This is a genomic window from Streptomyces sp. NPDC002536, from assembly GCF_053594995.1.
Genome location: NZ_JBSFWU010000075.1, coordinates 16626 through 39827, shown reverse-complemented (window position 1 = coordinate 39827; position 23202 = coordinate 16626). Strand labels below are relative to the sequence as shown.

At 71.8% G+C, this 23202-nt stretch carries 20 protein-coding genes, 2 tRNA genes and 1 pseudogene; 18 read left to right on the top strand and 5 right to left on the bottom strand.

Annotated elements, in window-relative coordinates:
- Together ACWD4B_RS24665 and ACWD4B_RS24660 are read right to left on the bottom strand one after the other, a co-directional pair.
- Window positions 1-72 (bottom strand): triose-phosphate isomerase (locus tag ACWD4B_RS24665; RefSeq protein WP_451422787.1); only part of this gene is annotated, 72 nt, incomplete at its 3' end.
- 20 nt (window positions 73-92) lie between these two features.
- A pseudogene (locus tag ACWD4B_RS24660) lies at window positions 93-926 on the bottom strand (M48 family metallopeptidase); the annotation flags it as partial.
- Between the two features lie 90 nt (window positions 927-1016).
- Here ACWD4B_RS24660 and ACWD4B_RS24655 point away from each other — a divergent pair.
- The 9 genes from ACWD4B_RS24655 (at window position 1017) to ACWD4B_RS24615 (ending at window position 5781) form a co-directional block, all read left to right on the top strand.
- Window positions 1017-1187, top strand: a complete 171-nt coding sequence (locus ACWD4B_RS24655; RefSeq protein ID WP_336411646.1) for a hypothetical protein — start codon at window positions 1017-1019, stop codon at window positions 1185-1187.
- 115 nt (window positions 1188-1302) lie between these two features.
- Window positions 1303-1464, top strand: a complete 162-nt coding sequence (locus ACWD4B_RS24650; protein ID WP_171087980.1) for a hypothetical protein — start codon at window positions 1303-1305, stop codon at window positions 1462-1464.
- Between the two features lie 54 nt (window positions 1465-1518).
- Complete coding sequence (nadD, locus tag ACWD4B_RS24645; RefSeq protein WP_451422784.1) at window positions 1519-2130, top strand: nicotinate-nucleotide adenylyltransferase; 612 nt, start codon at window positions 1519-1521, stop codon at window positions 2128-2130.
- A 42-nt stretch (window positions 2131-2172) separates the two neighbouring features.
- On the top strand, window positions 2173-3849 hold the full coding sequence (locus tag ACWD4B_RS24640) for an LCP family protein (RefSeq protein WP_451422783.1): 1677 nt from the start codon (window positions 2173-2175) through the stop codon (window positions 3847-3849).
- 113 nt (window positions 3850-3962) lie between these two features.
- Window positions 3963-4403, top strand: coding sequence for a ribosome silencing factor (gene rsfS / locus ACWD4B_RS24635; protein ID WP_336411649.1), 441 nt, complete (start codon window positions 3963-3965; stop codon window positions 4401-4403).
- Window positions 4400-5053 (top strand): histidine phosphatase family protein, encoded by a 654-nt coding sequence (locus tag ACWD4B_RS24630; RefSeq protein ID WP_451422786.1) that lies wholly within the window; start codon window positions 4400-4402, stop codon window positions 5051-5053. Before rsfS ends, ACWD4B_RS24630 begins: the two co-directional genes overlap by 4 nt.
- A gap of 102 nt (window positions 5054-5155) precedes the next feature.
- Window positions 5156-5228 (top strand) — tRNA-Ala (locus ACWD4B_RS24625).
- Window positions 5229-5352: 124 nt separating this feature from the next.
- Window positions 5353-5586, top strand: a complete 234-nt coding sequence (locus ACWD4B_RS24620) for a hypothetical protein (protein WP_171088339.1) — start codon at window positions 5353-5355, stop codon at window positions 5584-5586.
- Between the two features lie 122 nt (window positions 5587-5708).
- Window positions 5709-5781 (top strand) — tRNA-Ala (locus ACWD4B_RS24615).
- A 37-nt stretch (window positions 5782-5818) separates the two neighbouring features.
- Here the strand turns inward: ACWD4B_RS24615 and ACWD4B_RS24610 are convergent.
- Window positions 5819-7252, bottom strand: a complete 1434-nt coding sequence (locus ACWD4B_RS24610; protein WP_451422782.1) for an NADH-ubiquinone oxidoreductase-F iron-sulfur binding region domain-containing protein — start codon at window positions 7250-7252, stop codon at window positions 5819-5821.
- A 989-nt stretch (window positions 7253-8241) separates the two neighbouring features.
- Here ACWD4B_RS24610 and ACWD4B_RS24605 point away from each other — a divergent pair.
- From ACWD4B_RS24605 to ACWD4B_RS24575, 7 genes are all read left to right on the top strand, one after another.
- Window positions 8242-10209, top strand: coding sequence for a S53 family peptidase (locus ACWD4B_RS24605; protein ID WP_451422781.1), 1968 nt, complete (start codon window positions 8242-8244; stop codon window positions 10207-10209).
- A 247-nt stretch (window positions 10210-10456) separates the two neighbouring features.
- Entirely contained in the window at window positions 10457-13309 is a 2853-nt protein-coding gene (gene leuS / locus ACWD4B_RS24600; RefSeq protein ID WP_451422780.1) for a leucine--tRNA ligase, read from the top strand.
- 135 nt (window positions 13310-13444) lie between these two features.
- The gene (locus ACWD4B_RS24595) at window positions 13445-14152 is read left to right on the top strand and encodes a hypothetical protein (protein ID WP_451422779.1); all 708 of its coding nucleotides are present in this window, start codon (window positions 13445-13447) and stop codon (window positions 14150-14152) included.
- Window positions 14153-14212: 60 nt separating this feature from the next.
- Entirely contained in the window at window positions 14213-15058 is an 846-nt protein-coding gene (locus ACWD4B_RS24590) for a DegV family protein (protein ID WP_451422778.1), read from the top strand.
- A 120-nt stretch (window positions 15059-15178) separates the two neighbouring features.
- On the top strand, window positions 15179-15832 hold the full coding sequence (locus ACWD4B_RS24585; RefSeq protein ID WP_451422777.1) for a helix-hairpin-helix domain-containing protein: 654 nt from the start codon (window positions 15179-15181) through the stop codon (window positions 15830-15832).
- On the top strand, window positions 15829-18612 hold the full coding sequence (locus ACWD4B_RS24580) for a ComEC/Rec2 family competence protein (protein WP_451422776.1): 2784 nt from the start codon (window positions 15829-15831) through the stop codon (window positions 18610-18612). Before ACWD4B_RS24585 ends, ACWD4B_RS24580 begins: the two co-directional genes overlap by 4 nt.
- A complete protein-coding gene (locus tag ACWD4B_RS24575) occupies window positions 18498-19178 on the top strand; it encodes an arylamine N-acetyltransferase family protein (RefSeq protein WP_451422785.1) in 681 nt (226 codons plus the stop codon). Before ACWD4B_RS24580 ends, ACWD4B_RS24575 begins: the two co-directional genes overlap by 115 nt.
- 134 nt (window positions 19179-19312) lie before the next feature.
- Here ACWD4B_RS24575 and ACWD4B_RS24570 read toward each other — a convergent pair whose 3' ends face one another.
- Window positions 19313-19588 carry a hypothetical protein gene (locus ACWD4B_RS24570; protein WP_336411658.1) on the bottom strand — a complete coding sequence of 92 codons (276 nt, stop codon included), beginning with the start codon at window positions 19586-19588 and terminating at the stop codon, window positions 19313-19315.
- A 72-nt stretch (window positions 19589-19660) separates the two neighbouring features.
- Here ACWD4B_RS24570 and holA point away from each other — a divergent pair, with 72 nt between their 5' ends.
- Window positions 19661-20647, top strand: coding sequence for a DNA polymerase III subunit delta (holA, locus tag ACWD4B_RS24565; protein WP_451422775.1), 987 nt, complete (start codon window positions 19661-19663; stop codon window positions 20645-20647).
- 217 nt (window positions 20648-20864) lie between these two features.
- Here the strand turns inward: holA and rpsT are convergent, their stop codons facing one another.
- Window positions 20865-21125, bottom strand: a complete 261-nt coding sequence (rpsT, locus tag ACWD4B_RS24560; RefSeq protein ID WP_451422774.1) for a 30S ribosomal protein S20 — start codon at window positions 21123-21125, stop codon at window positions 20865-20867.
- A 206-nt stretch (window positions 21126-21331) separates the two neighbouring features.
- Here rpsT and lepA point away from each other — a divergent pair, with 206 nt between their 5' ends.
- The gene (gene lepA, locus ACWD4B_RS24555; RefSeq protein ID WP_451422773.1) at window positions 21332-23200 is read left to right on the top strand and encodes a translation elongation factor 4; all 1869 of its coding nucleotides are present in this window, start codon (window positions 21332-21334) and stop codon (window positions 23198-23200) included.
- The last annotated feature ends 2 nt before the right edge of the window (window positions 23201-23202 follow it).

Genomic DNA, 23202 nt, shown 5'->3' with positions numbered 1-23202 from the left:
CGCGCCGTCCACGTCGGGCTGCGCCATGATCGCCGCGATGTTGCCGGACTTGACGGAGCCGCCGTACTGGATGCGGATCTTGTCGGCCGTGTCCGCTGAAAGTCCCGGCTCTCGGCGAACCGCTTCAGCTCCGCCGCCCGCACCGTCGCGAACGGATGGCTGCGCGGCAGCACGTTCATGATCTTCAGCACCGAGTCGCGCAGGTCGCCGCCGCGCTCGTACTCCTCGGCCTGGGCGAGGAACGCGTCCACGTTCATCTGGTGCAGATGGTTGCCGCCGGCCATCTTCATCAGGCCCCGCATCGACGCCTGCAGGTCCTGGCCGGCCAGCAGGCCCGCCCGGTCCGCCGAGAGCTCGGACTTGCGGAACCACTCGCGCAGCGCCGTCACGATGGCCATCACCGCGATGTTGCCCAGCGGGATCCAGGCGACCTTGAGCGCCATGTTCGTCAGGAACAGCAGGATCGTGCGGTAGACCGCGTGCCCGGACAGCGCATGGCCCGTCTCGTGCCCGACGACGGCCCGCATCTCCTCCTCGTCCAGCAACTCCACCAGGCCCGTGGTCACCACGATGATCGGCTCGTCCAGGCCGATGCACATCGCATTGGGCTGCGGGTCCTGGGTGACGTACATCGGCGGGAGCGCGGGGACGTCCAGCACCGCACACGCGTCGACCAGCATCGCGTGCAGGTGCGGGAACTGCTGCTCGCTCACCCGCACCGAGTCCGACAGGTACAGCAGCCGCAGGCTGCGCTCGGGGAGCAGCCCGCTCAGCGCCTTGAAGACCGTGTCGAAACCGCTGAGCTTGCGCAGGGCCACCAGGGCCGAGCGGTCCGCCGGATGCTCGTACGCACGCGAGGAGATGTCCGGGAAGCGCCTGCGCTCCCGTGCGGGCTCGGTGTTGTGGTCGAAACCTTCGTCACTCATCGCGACCCCCTCGGTGGGCTGCTGCACGGCCCGTCCCCCGGCTGAGGACCCCAGCCTAGGCCGTGACTCGGACATGGCTACCGTGGAGGCATGTCCCTCATCAATGGTTTCACCGCGCACCCGGCTTTCCCAGCGCTGCTGGCCGTCTCCAAGGAGGACGTGGGCCCCGGCCCCGTCCTGCGCACGGTCCTGCTCGTCGGCCTGATCGGCGTCCCGCTGACCGCCTGGTTCCTGCTGCGCGGCTACCGCAAGAAGGACTGACCGCGGACGGCCGCGCGCGGACTTGGCGGAGTCGGCGTGAAGTTGGCGTAAGGGCCCGCATACGATGTGGCAGAAGTCTCCACCCGACCACGTCACCGGATAGGTCCTGCTGCCGATGTTCATCGCCACTGCCCACTCAGCCCTGGTCTCCCTCGCCTCCGAGGGCGAGCACGTGGACACCCACAAGAGCATCAGCCCCTACATGACCGGCGGCGCCGCCCTGGTCATCCTGCTGCTCCTGCTCTGGATCACCACCCGCTTCAACCGCGACCGCTGACCCACCGGTCCCTGAGGGCGGGGCCCCGAGCCGTGCCCAGTAGGGTCTGCACGCATGGAAGAGCAGACAGAGCCCGTGAAGCGGCGGCTCGGCGTGATGGGCGGAACGTTCGACCCCATCCACCACGGCCACCTGGTCGCCGCCAGCGAGGTGGCAGCGAAGTTCCACCTGGACGAGGTGGTCTTCGTACCGACCGGGGAGCCGTGGCAGAAGAGCCACCGGAAGGTCTCCCCGGCCGAGGACCGCTACCTGATGACGGTGATCGCCACTGCGTCGAACCCGCAGTTCTCGGTCAGCCGCATCGACATCGACCGCGGCGGTCCCACCTACACCGTGGACACCCTGCGCGAGCTGCGGTCGCTCAACGAGAACGCCGACCTGTTCTTCATCACCGGCGCCGATGCCCTGGCGCAGATCCTCACCTGGCGGGACACCGACGAGCTCTTCTCGTTCGCCCACTTCATCGGGGTCACCAGGCCCGGGCACATACTGGCCAACCCCGGCCTGCCCGAGGACCGGGTCTCCTTCGTGGAGGTCCCGGCACTGGCCATTTCCTCCTCCGACTGCCGGGCGCGCGTGGCCGAGGGCGAACCTGTCTGGTACCTCGTGCCCGACGGTGTGGTGCGCTACATCGACAAGCGCAGGCTGTACCGTCACGACGGCTGAGTCCCGCCGACATCCGGACTCGATGGGCACCGAGGGGCACTGGTGAACGACCGACAGGACCCGTACGCACACGACCCGTACTCCCCCAGCTACCGCTGGGAGGTACCCCCTCAGCAACCACAGGTGTACGGCTACGACGCCTATGGCCAGCCGGTGTACCGGCCTGATGCGCCGGAGCGCGTGTACGACGTCTACGGTCAGCCGCTCCAGCAGGCTCAGCCGCAGCAGCAGTCCTACGGCTACGACCCGTACGGCCGGCCCGTTCAGCAGCAGTCCTACGACCCGTACCAGGCGCAGCAGCAGCACACACAGCAGCCTCAGCCCGCCGCCCCGTCCGTGCAGCAGGCCGAGCAGGAGTGGATCCCCCGCCAGTCGGGTCCGCCCGCTCCCGAGGAGCCGCAGGCACCGGCCGCCCAGGCCGTCGCCCCGACCGTTGTCCCGGCCGCGGAGAAGATTCCCGAACCCCGCCAGGCGCCGGACTACCGCACCGAGCAGTTCTCCTTCATCGAGGAGCCGGACGAGGACTCCGAAGACGTCATCGACTGGCTCAAGTTCAGCGAGAGTCGCACCGAACGGCGTGACGAGCGTAAGCGCAAGGGACGCAACCGTGTGATCGCCCTTGTCGTGTTGATGGTGCTCGCCGTCGGCGCGGCGGTCGGCTGGTTCCTGCTGTCGGACTCCGGAGGGAAGAAGGGCTCCGGGGCGTCGGGCGGAGCGCAGCAGCGCGATGTGATCGTCGTGCACCTGAAGGAGACCAAGGGCGGCGGCAGTTCGACGGCCCTGCTGGTCGACAATGCGGGCAGCAAGAAGGGCACGACCGTCCTGCTGCCCAACTCCCTGGTCGTGGCGAAGGACGGCGGCGGGGCGACGACCCTGGGCAAGTCCGTCCAGGATGCCGGCACCGGCGGCACCCGTGACGCCCTCAACACCCTGCTCGGTGGGGGCGTCAAGGGCAGCTGGCGGCTGGACACCCCGTACCTGGAGAACCTGGTCCAGCTGGTCGGCGGCATCACCGTGGACGCCGACGCCACCGTGCCGGGTGCCGCGTCGGGCGACCGTCCGGTCGTCTCCCAGGGCAAGGGGCAGAGCCTCAACGGGCAGGCCGCTGTGGCCTACGCCACCTACCGTGCGGACGGCGAGGACCCGAACCGTCAGCTGACCCGTTTCGGACAGGTCATGCAGGGCGTGCTGAAGAAGATCTCCACCGACCCGGACGCGGCCACCACGACCGTCGAGTCGCTCGCCCAGATCCCCGACCCGTCGCTGTCCGTCAAGCAGCTCGGCGCCTCCCTCGCCGGGCTCGCGACGCGGGCCAAGGCCGGCTCCTACGACACCCGGCTGCTGCCCGTGCAGCAGGACGGGACGCTCGCCGACAAGAGCGCCGATGTGGTCAAGGACGTGCTCGGCGGCACGGTGAAGAACGCCGACAAGAACGCCGCACCGCGGGTGAGTGTGAAGGACGCCACAGGCGGCAAGAGCGGAGCCGCCGCGGCACAGGTCGCTCTCGCCAACGGCGGCTACACCTACGTCGACGGCGGCCGGGCCGGTGCCGCGGAGGCCGCGTCCTCCGTGACGTACACGGACGACCTGCGTGCCGGGGAGGCCAAGGAGGTCGCCAAGACCCTGGGCCTGCCGGACGGCGCGGTGAAGAAGGGCGGCAGCGCGGGCACCGCGGACATCGCCGTGGTGCTGGGCAAGGATTACAAGGCCGGGTCCTGAGCACGGGCCGTTCCGGGAGCGGCGAGAGGACCGGCGGGAAAACGTCAGGAGGGCTGTCGCCGGGTCGTGAGACCCTTGAGGCGTACTGACCCTCTTGACCGAAAGCATGGCTTGTGACCGCCACGGACCGCTCCATCGAGCTCATCCAGGCCGCCGCCCAGGCGGCCGCCGACAAGCTCGCGCACGACATCATCGCGTACGACGTCAGCGACGTGCTGTCGATCACCGACGCCTTCCTGCTGGCCTCGGCCCCCAACGACCGCCAGGTCAAGTCGATCGTCGACGAGATCGAGGAGCGGCTGCTGAAGGACCTGGGCGCCAAGCCGGTCCGCCGCGAGGGCGACCGTGACGCCCGCTGGGTGCTGCTCGACTACGTCGACATCGTGGTGCACGTGCAGCACAGCGAGGAGCGCGTCTACTACGCGCTGGAGCGCCTGTGGAAGGACTGCCCGGAGATCGAGCTGCCGGCCGACGCCGCCGCGACCCGCGGCAAGGGCGAGGAGCTCGCCCGCGCGCAGGCCGCCGAGGCCGGTGCGGACGGTGAGCTGAGCTGAACGGCAGCCGGGGCGGCCGGGGCCGTCGCATCGTCCTGTGGCGCCACGGTCAGACGGCGTGGAACCTGGAGCGCCGCTTCCAGGGCTCCACGGACATCGAGCTGACCGGCACCGGCGTGGCCCAGGCGCGCCGGGCCGCCCGGCTGCTGGCCGCGCTGGGGCCGGACGCGATCATCGCCTCCGACCTCGTCCGCGCCCGGAACACCGCCGCCGAGCTGTCGGCCGTCACGGGCCACGATGTCGTCCACGACGCCGCGCTGCGCGAGACCTACGCGGGCGTGTGGCAGGGCCTCACGCACGACGAGATCATCGAGCGGTACGGCGCGGAGTACGCGGCGTGGAAGCGCGGTGAGCCCGTCCGGCGCGGCGGCGGTGAGCTGGAGACCGAGGTCGCCGACCGGGCCGCCCCGGTCGTCCTCGCGCACGCCGACAAGCTGCCCGACGGCGGCACGCTCGTGGTCGTCAGCCACGGCGGCACGATCCGCACCACCATCGGCCGGCTGCTCGGCCTGCCGTCGCACTCCTGGGAGTCGCTCGGCGGCCTGACGAACTGCTGCTGGTCCGTGCTGGGCGAGGGCGCCCGCGGCTGGCGGCTGCTGGAGCACAACGCCGGGACGCTGCCCGAGCCGGTGCTCGGCGACGACGACTGACCGCCCCGCCGAGCCCGATTTCCCATCCGGGCAGGTGGCAGGCTAAAGTTCTTCTTGTTCGCGGGGAACGCGGGGGAAAGCCCCGGAAGATCCGAGAACAGCGGGGCTATAGCTCAGTTGGTAGAGCGCCTGCATGGCATGCAGGAGGTCAGGAGTTCAATTCTCCTTAGCTCCACAGAACAGATGATCCCGTCTCCCGGTCACCGGGGGGCGGGATTGTTGCTGTTCCCGGGGGCTGCCGTGGCAGAATCGGGCGTCCGGGGCCGGACGGGGCTGAAGGGGAGGGAACGGGCTGACCCATGGGTGCTCACAGCCGGAAGTGCGACTGGTGCGGCAGCGGGACGCCGATCGTGCGCGACATGGAACCGCTCAACTCCGCTTACCAGTACTGGTGCGTGGAGTGCGCGCGGGCGCTGATCATAAAGGGCGACCCCATCGAGACCTACCGTGAACTCGAGGGCGAACCGATCTACGGGCGGCTGCTCGACGAGCACTGCACCCTCAAACGCTTCTACTCCTTCGCCACGGCCTGACGGGCAAAACGGACAAATAGCGCCTCCCGTCAACCGATTTGGCGGATGGGGGGGAGGGCCGTGTAATGTAATCCATGTCGCCAGGGAGACCGCAAGGGAAACCGGGCAAGAAAACAAAACAAGGGGCTATAGCTCAGTTGGTAGAGCGCCTGCATGGCATGCAGGAGGTCAGGAGTTCAATTCTCCTTAGCTCCACAGAGGTTGAGAGGGTCGTCCGCTATGGACGGCCCTCTCACCGTTTTCCGGCCGCCGGGCCCTCCAGTCGCAGCGCCAGTGCCGGACAGCGGCGCACGGCCCGCTGCGCGCGCACCCGCAGGTGCGCGGGCACGGCGGTGTCCGCGAGCGACGGATAGCCGTCCGGGCCGAGCCGTACGAGCTGGGGCAGCAGGTCCGCGCACAGGCCGTGCCCCTCGCACAGCGTCCAGTCCACCGCCAGCCGCTCCCCGGCCGCGGGCGCCGGTCCGGCGGCCTGCGGCAGGGGCAGCACGCCCGCCGTGCCGCGCCCGCAGCCGCCGCCCAGGACGTGCGCCGCCAGATCGTCCGTGAAGGCCGCCAGGGAGCTCAGGACGAAGCGGGCCGCCCCGTCGGGGTGCCCGCAGGCCCCGCGCCCGTGCACGGCCCGTGCCGCGTCCCGTACGGCCTCCAGGGCGCTCTGCCCGCCGCCCGCCAGGACGTCCGCCAGCGCCCCCGCCAGCGACGGCAGTCCGAGCCGGCACGGCCCGCACTGCCCGGCGGACTCCGCGGCCAGCCAGTGGGCCACCCGTACCGTCTCGCCCAGCGGGCAGGTCGCGGCGGGCAGCGGCAGCACGGCGCCCGCGCCCGGGGTCTCGTACGACAGGACGGCGCCGGCCACGCGCTCCGCGTCGAGCCAGAGCCCGTGATAGCCGCCGACCAGCACCCCCTGCGGCACCGGTTCGGCGCCGCACTGCTGCAGGACGTACGGCAGTGCCACCCCGTCCGGGGCCTCCACCACGCGCGGCTGCGGGACGGCGCCGGAGACGGTGAGCAGGAGCGTGCCGAGCGCTCCGCGGCGGGCGGCGAGGGCGAGTTGGGCGAAGGTCTCGGTGTTGGACAGCAATGTCGGGGCGCCGCCCAGCCCCTGCTCGGCGGCGTGCACACGGCGGCCCGGCGGCCGCGCGGGGCCGCCGTCCGCGGCGCGCAGCAGGGCGGAGGACTCGCCGGAGACCATGCGCTCCGGGAGGCGCACGACGCGGGCGCGCAGGGTGCGCCCGCGCCGGTCGGCCAGGCCACGCTCGGCCAGGGCGTCCCGCACGGACGCCTCCGCGTCGTCCCGGGTCACCCCGACCACGAGCGTGCGGGCCCCCAGGGCCTCGGCGGCCAGCAGAGCGCCGTCCAGCACCAGGTGCGGGGCGCGGCGCAGCAGGACCGCGTCCTTGCGGCAGGCGGGTTCGCCCTCGCAGCCGTTGACGACGACGGCGGGTACGCCTCTGCCGATCGCGCGCAGCTTCCGGGCGAACGGGAAGCCGGCGCCGCCGCGGCCGCACAGGGCGGTCGCCTCGGCGAGGGAGACGAGCTCTGCCGCGCTCAACCGGGGGGCGGAGCCGTGTACGGCGAGGTGCGCTCGGCGGTCGAGCCGGGCGTGGTCGTCGAATCCGGCGGTGAGCCGGGGTTCGCCGAGGGCGAGGGTGTCGGGCAAGGCGGTCATGACAGTGACCGCCGGGCGTGGGCACCGGTTTGGGCGCGGGCCAATTCAGCCTGGCCTGGGGGCATCTCCCGGCGGTGGCCGGGGGAGTGTGAGGCCGGGCGGCGGAGCCGCGATACGGGGGTTCGGGGGCGGAGCCCCCGAGAGACGGTGAAAGGGCGGGGCCGGGGTATCCCTCTACGCCCCCGCGGAACCCTCCCCCGCATCACCAACGCCCCCAACACCCCCGTCACGCACACCGCGTAGCAGGCCGTCACCCAACCCGCAGGTGCGCGGCCTGCGTTCAGGCCGTGTAGCAGTGCCGCGCACCAGGACACGTACGCGCACGCGTGCACCGCGCGCCACCTGCGGGCCGCCGCCCGCCCCCGCCCGGCAAGGGCGCCCCGCAGCACCCCGGTTGCCACTGCCAGCACCATCAGGTGGGCCGCAACCGCTCCCAGCCCGATCAGCACCCCGCCGGAGACGAACGGCAACAGTGCCGCCTCCGCCGACACATGCGACTCGGCGACCTTGACGCCGATGTGCACCAGGAGAAAGCCCAGTGCACACGTACCGGTGGCCCGGTGCACGGCCTGGGCGAGCAACCGGCCGCGCGGTCCCATGAGCCACCGGTCGGCGGCGACGAGCCCCCAGGCGACGGTCGCGGTCAGCGAGACCAGGGTGAGCACGCCGGGGGTCCGGTCGAGCAGCCCGGGGAATCCTTGGAGGTCCATGGCCCGGCACGCTAGGCGCCGTCCCGCGCCGTCGGTCCGCTTTGCGCAACCTCGGTGCGCACGCCCGTACTACTGCTAGCGTCGGTCCGTTCGGGCCGCGTTCGGTATCTGCATTACCAACAAACCGCCCATAAACGGTTTTTGAATCCACGGCGCCCCTTGTTCCTCGAAACTTCCTTGACCTCTTCTTGGCGAACTCATGTCCCATGGATGAACAGTTCATCGAAAGAGTGACGCCACACACGACGATTGCGACGACTCGCATCGCAGGGGGTTTCTTTGAGAACAAGCCGTTCCAGAGCGCGTGCCGGACTGTCCCTGACCGCAGCGCTGCCGCTGGTCGCCGGAGCCCTGACGCTCGGCGTACCGGCCGCTCACGCCGACTCCGGTCCGCACGACCGCCACGCACTGGTGGGCACCAAGCCGCAGTGGGCCACTGACCAGGCCGACCGCGGTACCACTGCCGCCTCGAACGACGTCACCGCCCGCGTCTACCTGGCGGGCCGGGACGCGAAGGGCCTGGCGGACTACGCCCGGGCCGTCTCCGACCCCAAGTCCGCTTCGTACGGCAAGTACTTGACGGCGAAGCAGGCCAAGGAGCGCTTCGGCGCGACCAAGGGGCAGATAGCCCAGGTCACCGCGTGGCTGAAGTCCTCCGGCCTCACGGTGACCGGCACCACCGACCACTACGTCACCGTCAGCGGTGACGCCGCCGCGGCCAAGAAGGCCTTCGGCGCCGAGCTCCACAACTACGTCAAGGACGGCAAGACCTACCACGCCCCGGCGAAGACGGCCTCCGTCCCCGCCGACCTGGGCAACGCCGTTCTGACCGTCGTGGGCCTCAACAACGCCCCGCGTCTGGCCCACCGCAACGACACCCTGCCCGGTCCGGGTGCCGGCTTCCGCAACGCGGGCCCGTTCTCCACCTACTACGGCTCGAAGGTCAACACCGACCTGCCGTCCGCCTACGGCGGCAAGGCGCCGTACGCCATCAAGGGCTACACGGGCAAGCAGCTGCGTGCCGTGTACGGTGCGAAGAACTACACCGGCAAGAACGTCACCATCGCGATCACCGACGCGTTCGCGTCGCCGACCATCGCGAAGGACGCCGCCGAGTACGCCAAGCGCAACGGTGACAAGGCCTACCGCAAGGGCCAGCTGTCGCAGGTGCTGCCCTCCGACTGGTCGCACACCGCACCCAACGAGTGCGACGCGTCCGGCTGGTACGGCGAGGAGACCCTGGACGTCGAGGCCGCGCACGCCGTGGCGCCGGACGCCGACATCGTCTACGTCGGCGGCAAGTCCTGCATGGACGACGACCTGATCGACTCCCTGCACAAGGTCGTCGACAACCGCCTGGCCGACATCGTCTCCAACTCCTGGGGCGACGTGGAGGCCAACGAGTCCCCGGACGTGGCGGCCGCCTACGACCAGCTCTTCCAGCAGGGCGCCGTCGAGGGCATCGGCTTCTACTTCTCCTCCGGTGACGACGGCGACAACGTCGCCAAGCACGGTGCGAAGACCGTCGACTCGCCGGCCAACTCCCCGTGGGTCACCACCGTCGGCGGCACCTCGCTCGCCGTCGGCAAGGGCGACAAGTACCTGTGGGAGACCGGCTGGGGCACGCACAAGGCCCCGCTGTCGAAGGACAGCCAGAACTGGGACACCTTCCCCGGCACCTTCACCGGTGGCGCGGGCGGCGGCACCAGCACGATCTACGACCAGCCGTTCTACCAGCGCAACGTGGTCCCGGACGCGCTGTCGAAGATCAACGGCACCGCCAAGCCGATGCGCGTCGTGCCGGACATCGCGGCCGTCGCCGACTCCACCACCGGCTTCCTGGTCGGCCAGACCCAGAAGTTCTCCGACGGCACCGTCAAGTACGACGAGTACCGCATCGGCGGCACCTCGCTCGCCGCTCCGGTGATCGCGGGCGTCCAGGCCCTGGCGCAGCAGGCACGCGGCGGCGCGCCGATCGGCTTCGCCAACCCGGGCATCTACGACCGCTTCGGCACCTCCGCCTACCACGACGTCACCGACCACCCGCTCGGCCAGGGCCAGGGCATCGCCAACGTGCGCGTGGACTTCGTCAACGGTGTCGACGCCAAGGGCGGCACGGTCACCTCGCTGCGCAGCTTCGGCGGCGACAGCTCGCTCTCGGCCGGCGTGGGCTACGACAACGTCACCGGTGTCGGCACCCCGGCCGACAACTACGTGACCTCGTACATCCCGCGTTCGCGTCACTGACGCCGGCAGTACCGCGTCACTGATGCGTCATTGATCAGCGCGTCAGGGCCCGCCACCTCGGTGCGGGCCCTGGTGCCGCTGGGGTAACCTGACCGCATGCGTGCCGTACGCCTCCTGCTTAGCGAGCCGCGCTGATCAGCTCCGACCGGTGACCTCCGGTCGGAATCGGCGCGGCGTCCCCTCCTGTGCGAGGGGATTTTTCATTTCCGGGCAGGCAGAGACGACGATCGATGGAGCTTTGAGGACGATGAGCGAGACCACAAACGCCGCCGAGGTGGCTGCGCCGCACCGCTACACGGCCGCGCTGGCCGCTGACATCGAGGCGCGCTGGCAGGACGTCTGGGACGCCGACGGCACCTACGCGGCGCCGAACCCGAGCGGCGAGCTGGCCGGCGACGCGGCCGTCGTGGCGCGGCCCAAGAAGTTCATCATGGACATGTTCCCGTACCCCTCCGGTGCGGGCCTGCACGTCGGTCACCCGCTCGGCTACATCGCCACCGACGTCTACGCGCGCTACCACCGCATGACGGGGCACAACGTCCTGCACACCCTCGGCTTCGACGCCTTCGGCCTGCCCGCCGAGCAGTACGCCGTGCAGACCGGCACCCACCCGCGGGTCTCCACCGAGGCCAACATGGAGAACATGAAGGTCCAGCTGCGGCGGCTGGGCCTGGGCCACGACAAGCGCCGGTCGTTCGCCACGATCGACCCGGAGTACTACAAGTGGACCCAGTGGATCTTCCTGCAGATCTTCAACTCCTGGTACGACGACAGCGCCCGCACGGCGCGTCCGATCGGTGAGCTGATCGCGCAGTTCGAGAGCGGCGAGCGCGAGGTCCCCGGCGGCCGTGCGTGGGGCGAGCTGAGCGCCGTCGAGCGCGACGAGGTGCTGGGCGGATACCGCCTGGCCTACGCGTCGGACGCGCCGGTCAACTGGTGCCCCGGCCTGGGCACGGTGCTGGCCAACGAGGAGGTCACCTCCGACGGCCGCTCCGAGCGCGGCAACTACCCGGTCTTCAAGGCCAAGCTGCGGCAGTGGAACATGCGGATCACCGCCTACGCGGACCGCCTGCTGGACGACCTGGAGCCGCTGGACTGGCCGGAGGCCATCAAGCTGCAGCAGCGCAACTGGATCGGCCGCAGCGAGGGCGCCCGCGTCGACTTCCGGGTGTCCGACGGCCCGGACGCGAAGATCACGGTCTTCACCACCCGCCCGGACACCCTGTTCGGCGCCACCTACATGGTGCTGGCCCCGGAGCACGACCTGATCGACTCCATCGTCCCGGCCGCGTGGCCGGAGGGCACCAAGGAGACGTGGACCGGCGGTGCCGCCACCCCGGCCGAGGCGGTCGCCGCCTACCGCAAGCAGGCGCAGTCCAAGACCGACGTCGAGCGCCAGACCGAGGGCAAGGACAAGACCGGTGTCTTCACCGGTGCGTACGCCGCCAACCCGCTGACCGGTGAGCGCGTCCCCGTCTTCGTCGGCGACTACGTGCTGATGGGCTACGGCACCGGCGCGATCATGGCCGTCCCCGGACAGGACGAGCGCGACTGGGAGTTCGCGTCCGCCTTCGAGCTGCCGATCGTCCGCACCGTGCAGCCGCCCGAGGGCTGGGAGGGCGAGGCCTACACCGGCCAGGGCCCGGCCATCAACTCCGCCAACGACGAGATCGACCTGAACGGCATGCAGGTCGACGAGGCCAAGCGCACCGTCATCGCCCACCTGACCGAGCGCGGCATCGGCGAGGGCACCGTCAACTTCCGTCTGCGCGACTGGCTGTTCAGCCGTCAGCGCTACTGGGGCGAGCCCTTCCCGATCGTCTACGACGAGAACGGCGTCGCCCACGCGCTGCCCGAGTCGATGCTCCCGCTGGAGCTGCCGGAGGTCGAGGACTACTCGCCGCGCACCTTCGACCCGGACGACGCCGACACCTCGCCGGAGACCCCGCTCTCCCGCAACGAGGAGTGGGTCAACGTCACCCTGGACCTGGGCGACGGGCCGAAGCGGTACCGCCGTGAGACCAACACCATGCCCAACTGGGCCGGTTCGTGCTGGTACGAGCTGCGCTACCTGGACCCGCACAACGGCGAGCGCCTGGTCTCCGACGACGCCGAGCGCTACTGGATGGGCCCGCGTGAGGGGCAGCCCCTGGGCGGTGTCGACCTGTACGTCGGCGGTGCCGAGCACGCCGTGCTGCACCTGCTGTACGCCCGCTTCTGGTCCAAGATGCTCTTCGACCTGGGCCACATCTCGTCCTCCGAGCCGTTCCACAAGCTCTTCAACCAGGGCATGATCCAGGCCTACGTCTACCGTGACGCGCGCGGCATCGCCGTGCCCGCGGCGGAGGTCGAGGAGCGCGACGGCGGCGCGTTCTACTACGAGGGCGGCAAGGTCAGCCGGCTGCTCGGCAAGATGGGCAAGTCCCTGAAGAACGCCGTCACGCCGGACGAGATCTGCGCCGAGTACGGTGCGGACACGCTGCGCCTGTACGAGATGGCGATGGGCCCCCTGGACGTCTCGCGTCCCTGGGACACCCGTGCCGTCGTCGGCCAGTACCGCCTGCTGCAGCGCCTGTGGCGCAACGTGGTGGACGAGGCCACCGGCGAGGTCACGGTCGTCGACGCCGAGCCCGACGAGGCGACGCTGCGCGCCCTGCACAAGGCCGTCGACGGCATCGGCCAGGACATGGCGAACCTGCGGTTCAACACCGCCATCGCCAAGTTCACCGAGCTGAACAACTTCGTGACCAAGCTGGACGAGGTCCCGCGGTCCGTCGCCGAGCAGCTGGTGCTGCTCGTCGCCCCGCTGGCCCCGCACATCGCCGAGGAGCTGTGGCGCAGGCTCGGCCACCAGGACTCGGTCGTCCACCGGGACTTCCCGGTCGCCGACCCGGCCTACGTCGTGGACGAGACCGTGACCTGCGTCGTCCAGCTCAAGGGCAAGGTCAAGGCCCGCCTGGAGGTGCCGCCGGCGATCTCCGACGAGGAGCTGGAGAAGGTCGCGCTGGGCGACCCGGCCGTCGTCGCCGCCCTGGGCGGCGCGGAGATCCGCAAGGTCGTCGTGCGGGCGCCGAAGCTGGTGAACATCGTCCCGGCGTAACCGGCTGCGCCAGGGGATAAGGGTTTGTCCCTACGGGCAGGTTGGGGGTTCGAATGGAACCGCCGACCTGCCCGTTGCGTTTACGGTGGAAGCAACGAACTCCGTCCCGAACTCCGACCTCGCTGGGGAGCAAGCATGGTAGCCGCGGCCGCGATCATCGCTGTGATCTGCGCGATCCTCTTCGCCTTCGCAGTGATCGGCACGGTCAGGGCGGTCCGGGCCGTCAAGCGCAGCGTCGACCGCACCGTCACCGAGGCCCGCCGCACCGTCGAGGACACCCGGCTGAAGGCCAAGCAGTACACCCAGCCGGGTGCGGCCGGCGAGGTCGCCCAGCTGCGGCTCTCGCTGCGCACGTCCATGCGGGCCACGCAGGAGGCCCTGCGCACCGGCGTCGTGGAGGACGCCTCCCTGTCGGAGTCGCTGGCCCTCTTCGAGCGCCTGAGCACGCACGGCCGGGAGCTCGAAGAGGACCTCAGGCGCCTGGAGAGCGAGCCGGACAGGGCCCGTATCGCCGCGTGCCTGCCCTCCCTGCGGGAGCGCACGGAGAGCATCACGCAGTCCGCCGACTCGCTGCGGTGGGCCGCGCAGGACAGGGCACGGCAGTTCGCGGACGACGACCTGGCGACGCTGAACGAGCAGATCCGGATGGAGTCCGGTGCGCTGCGGCACTGGGACACGGAACCCGCCGGGAATCCGGCGGAGAAGCCGGCGGGCGCGGCGCCGGAGGCGGGCGGGGCGGCGCCCGGGCCCGGGTCCCGGCGCGCGGCGATCGACGGCGGGAATGCCTGGCGCCAGCCGGGGTATTCCTGGCAGAAGGCCCGGCGGCCGGAAAGCACCACTTGACGATCATGAGGACCCGGGCCGCGCTGCCGCCCGGGCTGCCCGGCGGGTAACCTCCGGAGCATGTCCCGCCATGTCGCGATCATCACCGATTCCACGGCCTACCTGCCGCAGGAGGCGATGGAGCGGAACGGCATCACGGCCGTCCCGCTGACGGTGGTCCTGGGCGACGAGGCGCTCCAGGAGGGCACGGAGATCTCGGCCAGATCGGTCGCCCAGGCCCTGCAGAAACGCAGGCCCGTCACCACGTCGCGCCCCGGCCCCGAGGTCTTCGCCGCCGCCTACCGGGCCGCGGCGCAGGCGGGTGCCGACGGCATCGTCTCCCTCCACCTCTCCGCCGAGTTCTCCGGCACCTACGACGCGGCGGTCCTCGCGGCGCGCGAGGCGCCGGTGCCGGTGCGCGTCGTGGACACCGGCATGGTCGCCATGGCCCTGGGCTTCTGCGCCCTGGCCGCGGCCGAGACGGCCCGGGCGGGCGGCACCCTCGACGAGGCCGTGGCCGCCGCGGAGAAGCGGGCACAGGGCACGGCCGCCTACTTCTACGTCGACACCCTCGACTATCTGCGCCGCGGCGGCCGCATCGGTGCCGCGCAGGCGCTGCTGGGCTCGGCGCTCGCCGTCAAACCGCTGCTGCAGCTGGACGGCGGCCGCATCGAGCTGCGCGAGAAGGTCCGCACGGCGTCCAAGGCGATCGCCCGCCTGGAGGAGATCGCGGTCGAGCGCGCCGCGACGGCCCCCGTGGACATCGCCGTCCACCACCTGGCCGCCCCCGAGCGCGCGGAGCAGCTCGCGGAACGGCTGCGGGACCGGGTGCCCGGTGTGGTGGAGCTCCATGTGAGCGAGGTGGGCGCGGTGATCGGGGCGCACACGGGTCCCGGGCTGCTGGGGGTTGTGGTCTCGCCGAGGTAGCGGGGGCGCGGGCGGCCCCGCGTGGCCCGCGTGGGTGACGAAGTTATCCACAACTGCGGGGTTATCCACGGAATTTGGGCCGTCTCAGCGGAGATGCCGCAACCGCCCTACGGTCGCTCCATGACGACGACGATGACCGCCCCCGGCGGCAGGCATGGCGATTGGCGGCTCGCGGCGCGGGAGCGCATCCCGCTGTGGCTGCAGACGAGATGCGGCTTCGAACCGCGGACCCTGGCCGCGCTGGCCGTGGTCCTGATGGCGGCGGCCGTCTTCGCCGCGTACCACTTCTGGCAGGGCCGCCCGCAGACGGTGCGCCCGCCCGCCCGGGAGCCGGTGCCGGTCGCGGCCACGGTGTCGCCCGCGGTGCGCAGGACGGTCGTGGTGGACGTCGCGGGCAAGGTGCAGCACCCCGGCGTGCTGCACCTGCCGCAGGGCGCGCGGGTGGCCGACGCCCTGGAGGCGGCGGGCGGCGCCCGCTCCGGCACGGACACGACGGCGCTCAACCGGGCCCGCGTCCTGGCCGACGGCGAACAGATCGTGGTGGGCGCACCCCCGGCGGCAGCACCGGGCGGCGCGCCGGGAGGTCCGGTCAGCCTCAACTCGGCGACGCAGGAACAGCTCCAGTCCCTCCCGGGCGTGGGTCCGGTCCTGGCGAAGCGGATCCTGGACTACCGCACCCAGCACGGCGGTTTCCATGAGGTCACGGACCTCCGCCGGGTCACCGGCATCGGTGCACACCGGTTCGCGGACCTCCGGGCTCTGGTCCAGCCATGAGGCCTGCGGCCGGCTCCGGGGGCGGTACGAGGGCGGGCGCCCGCCCGCCCGGGCCCGCACCCGACCTCAACGCCACCCCACCCCAAGACCCTCCACCCCAGGACCCTCCACCCCAAGACTCCCCACCCGACCTCCGGTTGGTCGCCCCGGCGATCGCCGCCTGGCTGGCCGCGGCCCTCGCCCTGAGCGCGAGCCCGGCCACCGTCGCCCTCGCCTGCACCGCCGCCCTCGTCGCGGCCGCCGTCCTTGCGGCCCGGCACCGTACGACCGCCACCGCGGCGGCCCTCGCCGCAGCCCTCCTCTGTGCCTGCGCCGGCGCAACGGCCGGTGCCCTGGCCGGCACCACCGTCCACCGAGGCCCCCTGCCTCAACTCGCCCGTCGCACCGCGGAGGTGACCCTGGAGGCGACGGTCACCGACGACCCCCGCACCGCCCGCTCCGGCTCCACCGTCGTCCTGGAGGCCGACGCCACCCGCCTCGACGGCCCGGCCGGCACGACCGCGCTCCGCACCCCCGTGCTCGTGATGGCCGGCCAACGCTCCTGGCTCGGCCTCCTGCCGTCGACCAGGATCCGGCTCACCGGCAGACTGGCCCCGCCCACCCGCGGTGGAGCCGCCGACCGCATCGCCGCGGTCGTCCGCGTCACCGGCCGAGAGCCCCCGCATGTCATTGCCCCGCCCACCGGGCTTCAGCGCGCCGCCGCCCGGCTCCGCTCCGGCCTGCGCCGGGCCACCGACGGCCTCGCCCCGGACGCGCGGGCGCTCCTGCCCGGTCTGGTGGTCGGGGACACCTCCCGCATCCCCGCGGACCTCGACGACGCCTTCCGCGCCACCGACCTCACCCACCTCCTCGCCGTCTCCGGCGGCAACTTCACCATCCTGCTGGCCCTGCTCATCGGCCCCTCCCACCTCTCCGCCCGCGCCGAGCGCCGCGGCCTCGCGGCACGCCTCGGCCTGCCGCTGCGGCTCACCGCGCTGCTGGGCGGAGCGCTGTCGCTCGGCTTCGTGATCGTCTGCCGCCCCGACCCGAGCGTGCTGCGCGCCGCCGCCTGCGGCCTGATCACGCTGCTGGCACTCGGCACCGGCCGCCGCCGCAGCCTGCTGCCCGCCCTGGCGGCGGCCGTGCTCCTGCTGGTGCTCTTCGACCCCTGGCTCGCGAGGAGTTACGGCTTCCTGCTCTCCGTCCTGGCGACCGGCGCCCTCCTGACCCTGGCGCCCCGTTGGAGCGAGGCGCTCCAACGGCGCGGCCTGCGGCCCCGGTTGGCCGAGGCGGTCGCCGCCGCGGGAGCGGCACAGGCCGTCTGCGGGCCCGTGATCGCCCTGCTGGCGGCGCAGGTGAGCCTGGTGGCCGTCCCGTGCAATCTGCTCTCCGAGCCGGCGGTCGCCGCCGCCACCGTGCTGGGCTTCGCGGCCATGGCCGCGGCCCCGGTCGCCCTGCCGGCCGCCAAGTGCCTTGCCTGGCTTGCCGGATGGCCCGCCACCTGGACCGCGGTCGTGGCCCGCACGGGTGCGGCGCTCCCCGGGGCCGCGCTGCCGTGGCCGGGCGGCTGGACCGGCTGCCTGCTGCTGGCCGCGGTCACGGCGGCCGCCGTCCCGGCCGCCCGCCGGGTGCGGCTGCTCCGCAGGCCGTGGGCCTGTGTTGGGCTGGCCCTGCTCCTGCTCCTGGCGGTCGTCCGCCCGGCACCCCTCACCCGGGCCGTCACGGGCTGGCCGCCCTCCGGCTGGCGGCTGGCCGCCTGCGACGTCGGCCAGGGGGACGCCCTGGTCCTCGCCGCGGGCGACGGGGCCGCCGTGGTCGTGGACGCCGGGCCCGAACCGCACGCCGTGGACGGCTGCCTGCGGGCGCTGCAGGTCGAGAGGATTCCGCTGCTCCTCCTGAGCCACTTCCACGCCGACCACGTCGACGGGCTGCCGGGCGTGCTGCACGGCCGGGCGGTCGGGATGATCGAGACGACGCCGTTCGCCCGGCCGCCCGGCAGGGCCGCGTTCGTGCGCCGTGCCGCCGCGCGGGCGGGCGTGCCGGTGACCGAAGGCGTGGCGGGGGAGCGGCGGCAGCTCGGCGACCTGTCGTGGGAGGTACTGTGGCCGCCGCCCGCGGGCACTTCCGCGGCGGCCGAGGACGGCCCCAACGACGCCAGCCTCGTGCTGCTCGTCCGCACCGCGGGCCTCACGCTGCTCCTGCTCGGGGATCTCGAACCGCCCGCGCAGCAGGCCCTGTCGGAGGCGTACCCGGGCCTGCCGCCGGTGGACGTCCTCAAGGTCGCCCACCACGGATCCGCCCACCAGGACGCGCAGTTGCTGCGGGCCCTGCACCCCCGGCTGGCCCTGATCTCGGTCGGTACGCACAACCGCTACGGCCACCCCGCGGCGGCGACGGTCGCCGCGCTGAAGGAGCAGGGCGCGACGGTGCTGCGGACGGACACCGACGGCGCGGTGGCCGTGACGGGCGCGGCGGCGGCCGTCACCGCGGGCCGCGGCCGCAGACGTAGGACCCGGGCCCGATGTCCCGGCTGCCGTGCATGCGGCATAACTGAACCATGGATTCCACTGATATTGACGCCTACCTCCGCCGCATCGACGTCCCTCGCCCGCCCGCCCCCGATGCGGAGGCGCTGCGCGAGCTCCACTTCCGGCACATCGTCGCCGTGCCGTTCGAGAACCTGTCGATCCATCTGGGAGAGGAGATCGTGCTGGAGGGCGGGGCCCTCGTGGAGAAGGTGGTGCAGGCCGGGCGCGGCGGCTTCTGCTACGAGCTCAACGGCGCCTTCGCCCACCTGCTGACCGCCCTCGGCTACCGGGTGAGTCTGCTGGCGGCGCGGATGGTGATGCCGGACGGGTCGCTCGGGATCCCCTACGACCACCTGGCGCTGCGGGTGGAGACGGGACAGGGCGGGGCGGCGGGGGCCCCGCGCTCGTGGCTGGTGGACGTCGGCGCCGGCTCGCACAGCCTCTACCCGCTGGACTACTGCGAGCGAGGCGATCAGCGCGACCCGGGAGGTGTGTTCCGCATAGCGGAGGCCGAAGGAGGAGAGGGGGACGACCTGGAGGTGTTCAAGGACGGCAAGCTGCAGTACCGGCTGGAGCAACGCCCCAGGGAGCTGGCCGACTTCGAGCCCGGCTGCTGGTGGCACCGGACGTCGCCGGAGTCGCCCTTCACCCGGTCGCTGGTCTGCTCCCTGCCGACCGGGACCGGCACGGACCGGGTCACGCTCAGCGGCCGCAAGCTGGTGATCACCGACGCCTCCGGAAAGCTGGAGCGGACGCTGGCCGAGGACGAGGTCCTCGGCGCGTACCGGAAGCACTTCGGCATGGCCCTCGAACGGGAGCCGGAGCTTCGTGCCCCGTAAGGGGCGCGGGGCGGTGACTCCCCCGGCCACCTCCCCCAGCTACCGCTGGGCGCGACCGGCCACCGAAGCGGCGCGTCGTCTGCAGGCGCGTCGTGGCTGGTCGCGCAGTTCCCCGCGCCCCTTGCGGGGCACGGTCACTCCGCCTCGAGCCAGCCGTCGTACTCCTCGGCGAGCTCGCGCAGGAGGGAGACGTCCAGGTCGCCGTCGGGGTCCTCCACGACGACCAGCCACTGGGCGTCCTCGGCGTCGTCCTCACCGGCGAGGGCTTCGCGCACGACCTGCGGGTCGTCGTCCAGCCGGAGGCGCGAGGCGGCCTCCTCGGCCGCCTCCTCGGCCGCGTCGCGGTCGGGGAGCACCAGCAGGTGCCGTACGGAATCTGAGGCTCTGTAGGAGGAGAAAGTGCTGCTCACTCGCATATTGTGCGGCATGCTCCGGAGACCGGCGAGGGGGGTGTGTCACCGGCGCATGGGATGCTGGACACGATGGCCAGGAAGACAGCTGCAGACGACCCGCTCGCCCCCGTGACGCTCGCCGTGGGCCAGGAGGATCTCCTTCTCGACCGTGCCGTGCAGGAGGTGGTCGCGGCGGCCCGCGCTGCCGATGCGGACACCGACGTGCGGGACCTCACGCCCGATGCCCTCCAGCCCGGCACCCTCGCGGAGCTGACGAGCCCGTCGCTCTTCGCCGAGCGGAAGGTCGTGGTCGTGCGCAATGCGCAGGACCTCTCGGCGGACACCGTGAAGGACGTGAAGGGCTACCTCGGCGCGCCCGCCGAGGAGATCACCCTGGTGCTGCTGCACGCGGGCGGCGCCAAGGGCAAGGGCCTGCTGGACGCGGCCCGCAAGGCCGGGGCTCGGGAGGTCGCCTGCCCGAAGATGACCAAGCCTGCCGACCGTCTGGCCTTCGTCCGCGGGGAGTTCCGCGCGCTGGGCCGCTCGGCGTCCCCGGAGGCCTGCCAGTCGCTGGTGGATGCGATCGGCAGCGATCTGCGCGAGCTGGCGAGCGCGTGTGCTCAGCTGACCGCCGACATCGAGGGCGTCATCGACGAGGCCGTGGTCGCCCGCTACTACACGGGCCGCGCGGAGGCCTCCAGCTTCACCGTCGCGGACCGGGCGGTGGAGGGCCGGGCCGCGGAGGCCCTGGAGGCCCTGCGCTGGGCGATGGCCACCGGCGTCGCGCCCGTCCTGATCACCAGTGCCCTGGCCCAGGGCGTCCGTTCCATCGGCAAGCTGGCCTCCGCCCCGCGAGGGGCCCGTCCCGGGGATCTGGCGCGGGAGCTGGGCATGCCGCCGTGGAAGATCGACCGGGTGCGGCAGCAGATGCGCGGCTGGTCGGCGGACGGCGTCGCCGCGGCCCTGCTGGCGGTCGCGGAGGCGGACGCCGGGGTCAAGGGCGGGGGCGACGATCCGGAGTACGCCCTGGAGAAGGCGGTCGTCGCGGTGGCGCGGGCGGCCCGCAGCCGGCGCTGACGGAGTCCCGGCAGACGGAATCCCGGGGGGGGGCCTCCGCTGCCCCCCCCGGAAAGCCCGAAGGCCCCGCGTCCGCCCCGGGGAAGGGGCGAAGGCGAGGCCTTCAGGATCGATCAAGGAGTGCCGCAGGCACGTGGCGAACGTCCGCGTGCGGCACGGGGTGCCGGTCCGGAGCGGCTGAGAGAGGGGTCCGCTGGGCCCGTACCGGCGATCGGCCTTACTTGGCGGCGACCAGCTTGGCCAGCGCCGACTTCTTGTTGGCGGCGGCGTTCTTGTGCATGACACCCTTGCTGGCAGCCTTGTCCAGCTTCTTGCCGGCCAGGCGGACCGCGGCGGTGGCCTTCTCGGCGTCACCGGCGAGGACGGCCTCGCGGGCCGCACGGATGGCGGTCTTGACCGAGGACTTGACGGCCTTGTTACGCAGGCGCGCCTTCTCGTTGGTCTTGTTCCGCTTGATCTGGGACTTGATGTTCGCCACGAAAAGAGCCTTTTCAGGTTCGTTGGAGTTCGAATGCGCCCACGGCGTGTAGAGGGCACGCCAGGCACAGTGGACCAGGCTACCAGCAGGGGCTCGGGCCGCCCAAACCGGACGGTCGCCGCCGCTCATGGGACGATGGAGGGGTCGTATACCCGACTCCCGCCGAGGCTGGCGTGCAAACGCCGAAGTCACCGAATGGATCCTGCGTGCCCGCGACCCCTACCAACGTGCCCGAGCCGAGCCGTACCGACCCGGCTCTGATCCGCAACTTCTGCATCATCGCGCACATCGACCACGGCAAGTCCACGCTTGCCGACCGGATGCTCCAGCTGACCGGTGTGGTCGACCAGCGGCAGATGCGCGCGCAGTACCTCGACCGGATGGACATCGAGCGCGAGCGCGGCATCACGATCAAGTCGCAGGCGGTCCGCCTCCCCTGGACCCCCAGTGGGGACGAGTCGAAGACGACCCACATCCTCAACATGATCGACACCCCGGGCCACGTCGACTTCACCTACGAGGTCTCCCGCTCCCTCGCCGCGTGCGAGGCCTGCATCCTGCTGGTGGACGCCGCCCAGGGCATCGAGGCGCAGACCCTCGCCAACCTCTACCTGGCGATGGAGAACGACCTCACGATCATCCCGGTCCTCAACAAGATCGACCTGCCGGCCGCCCGGCCCGAGAAGTTCGCCGCCGAGCTGGCGAACCTCGTCGGCTGCGACCCGTCCGACGTCCTCAAGGTCTCCGCCAAGACCGGCGTCGGCGTCCCCGAGCTGCTCGACCGCGTCGTCCGCGACGTCCCGGCCCCGGTCGGTGTCAAGGACGCCCCCGCCCGCGCGATGATCTTCGACTCGGTCTACGACCCCTACCGGGGCGTCGTGACGTACGTCAAGGTCGTCGACGGCACGCTCAAGAAGCGCGAGCGGATCCGGATGATGTCCACCGGCGCGGCCCACGAGCTCCTGGAGATCGGCACCAACTCGCCCGAGATGCTCCCGGCCGACGGCCTGTCCGTCGGCGAGGTGGGCTACCTGATCACGGGTGTGAAGGACGTCCGCCAGTCCAAGGTGGGTGACACGATCACCCAGTTCCAGGGCGGGGCCACCGACGCGCTCGGCGGTTACAAGGACCCCAAGCCGATGGTGTTCTCCGGCCTGTACCCCCTGGACGGCTCGGACTACCCGGAGCTCCGCGAAGCCCTCGACAAGCTCCAGCTCAACGACGCCGCCCTGGTCTACGAGCCGGAGACCTCCGCCGCGCTCGGCTTCGGCTTCCGCGTCGGCTTCCTGGGCCTGCTGCACCTGGAGGTCATCCGGGAGCGCCTGGAGCGCGAGTTCGGCCTCGACCTGATCGCCACCGCGCCGAACGTGGTCTACCGCGTCCTCATGGAGGACGGCACCGAGCACGAGGTCACCAACCCGAGCGAGTTCCCCACCGGCAAGATCGACGAGGTGCACGAGCCGGTCGTCCGGGCCACGATCCTGGCGCCCAGCGAGTTCATCGGCGCGATCATGGAGCTGTGCCAGACCCGCCGCGGTGTCCTGCTGGGCATGGACTACCTCTCCGAGGACCGCGTCGAGATCCGCTACACGCTGCCCCTCGCCGAGGTCGTCTTCGACTTCTTCGACCAGCTGAAGTCCAAGACCCGCGGCTACGCCTCGCTGGACTACGAGCCCACCGGCGAGCAGATGTCCGATCTTGTCAAGGTCGACATCCTGCTCCACGGCGACAAGGTCGACGCGTTCTCCGCGATCACGCACAAGGACAAGGCGTACGCCTACGGCGTGCGGCTGGTCGCCAAGCTGCGCGAGCTCATCCCGCGGCAGAACTTCGAGGTGCCGATCCAGGCCGCCATCGGCTCCCGGGTCATCGCCCGTGAGACGGTCCGCGCGATCCGCAAGGACGTCCTCGCCAAGTGCTACGGCGGTGACATCTCCCGTAAGCGGAAGCTGCTGGAGAAGCAGAAGGAAGGCAAGAAGCGGATGAAGATGGTCGGCAACGTGGAGGTCCCGCAGGAGGCCTTCATCGCGGTGCTGTCCACCGACGACAGCGGCGGCGAGAAGGGCAAGAAGTAACG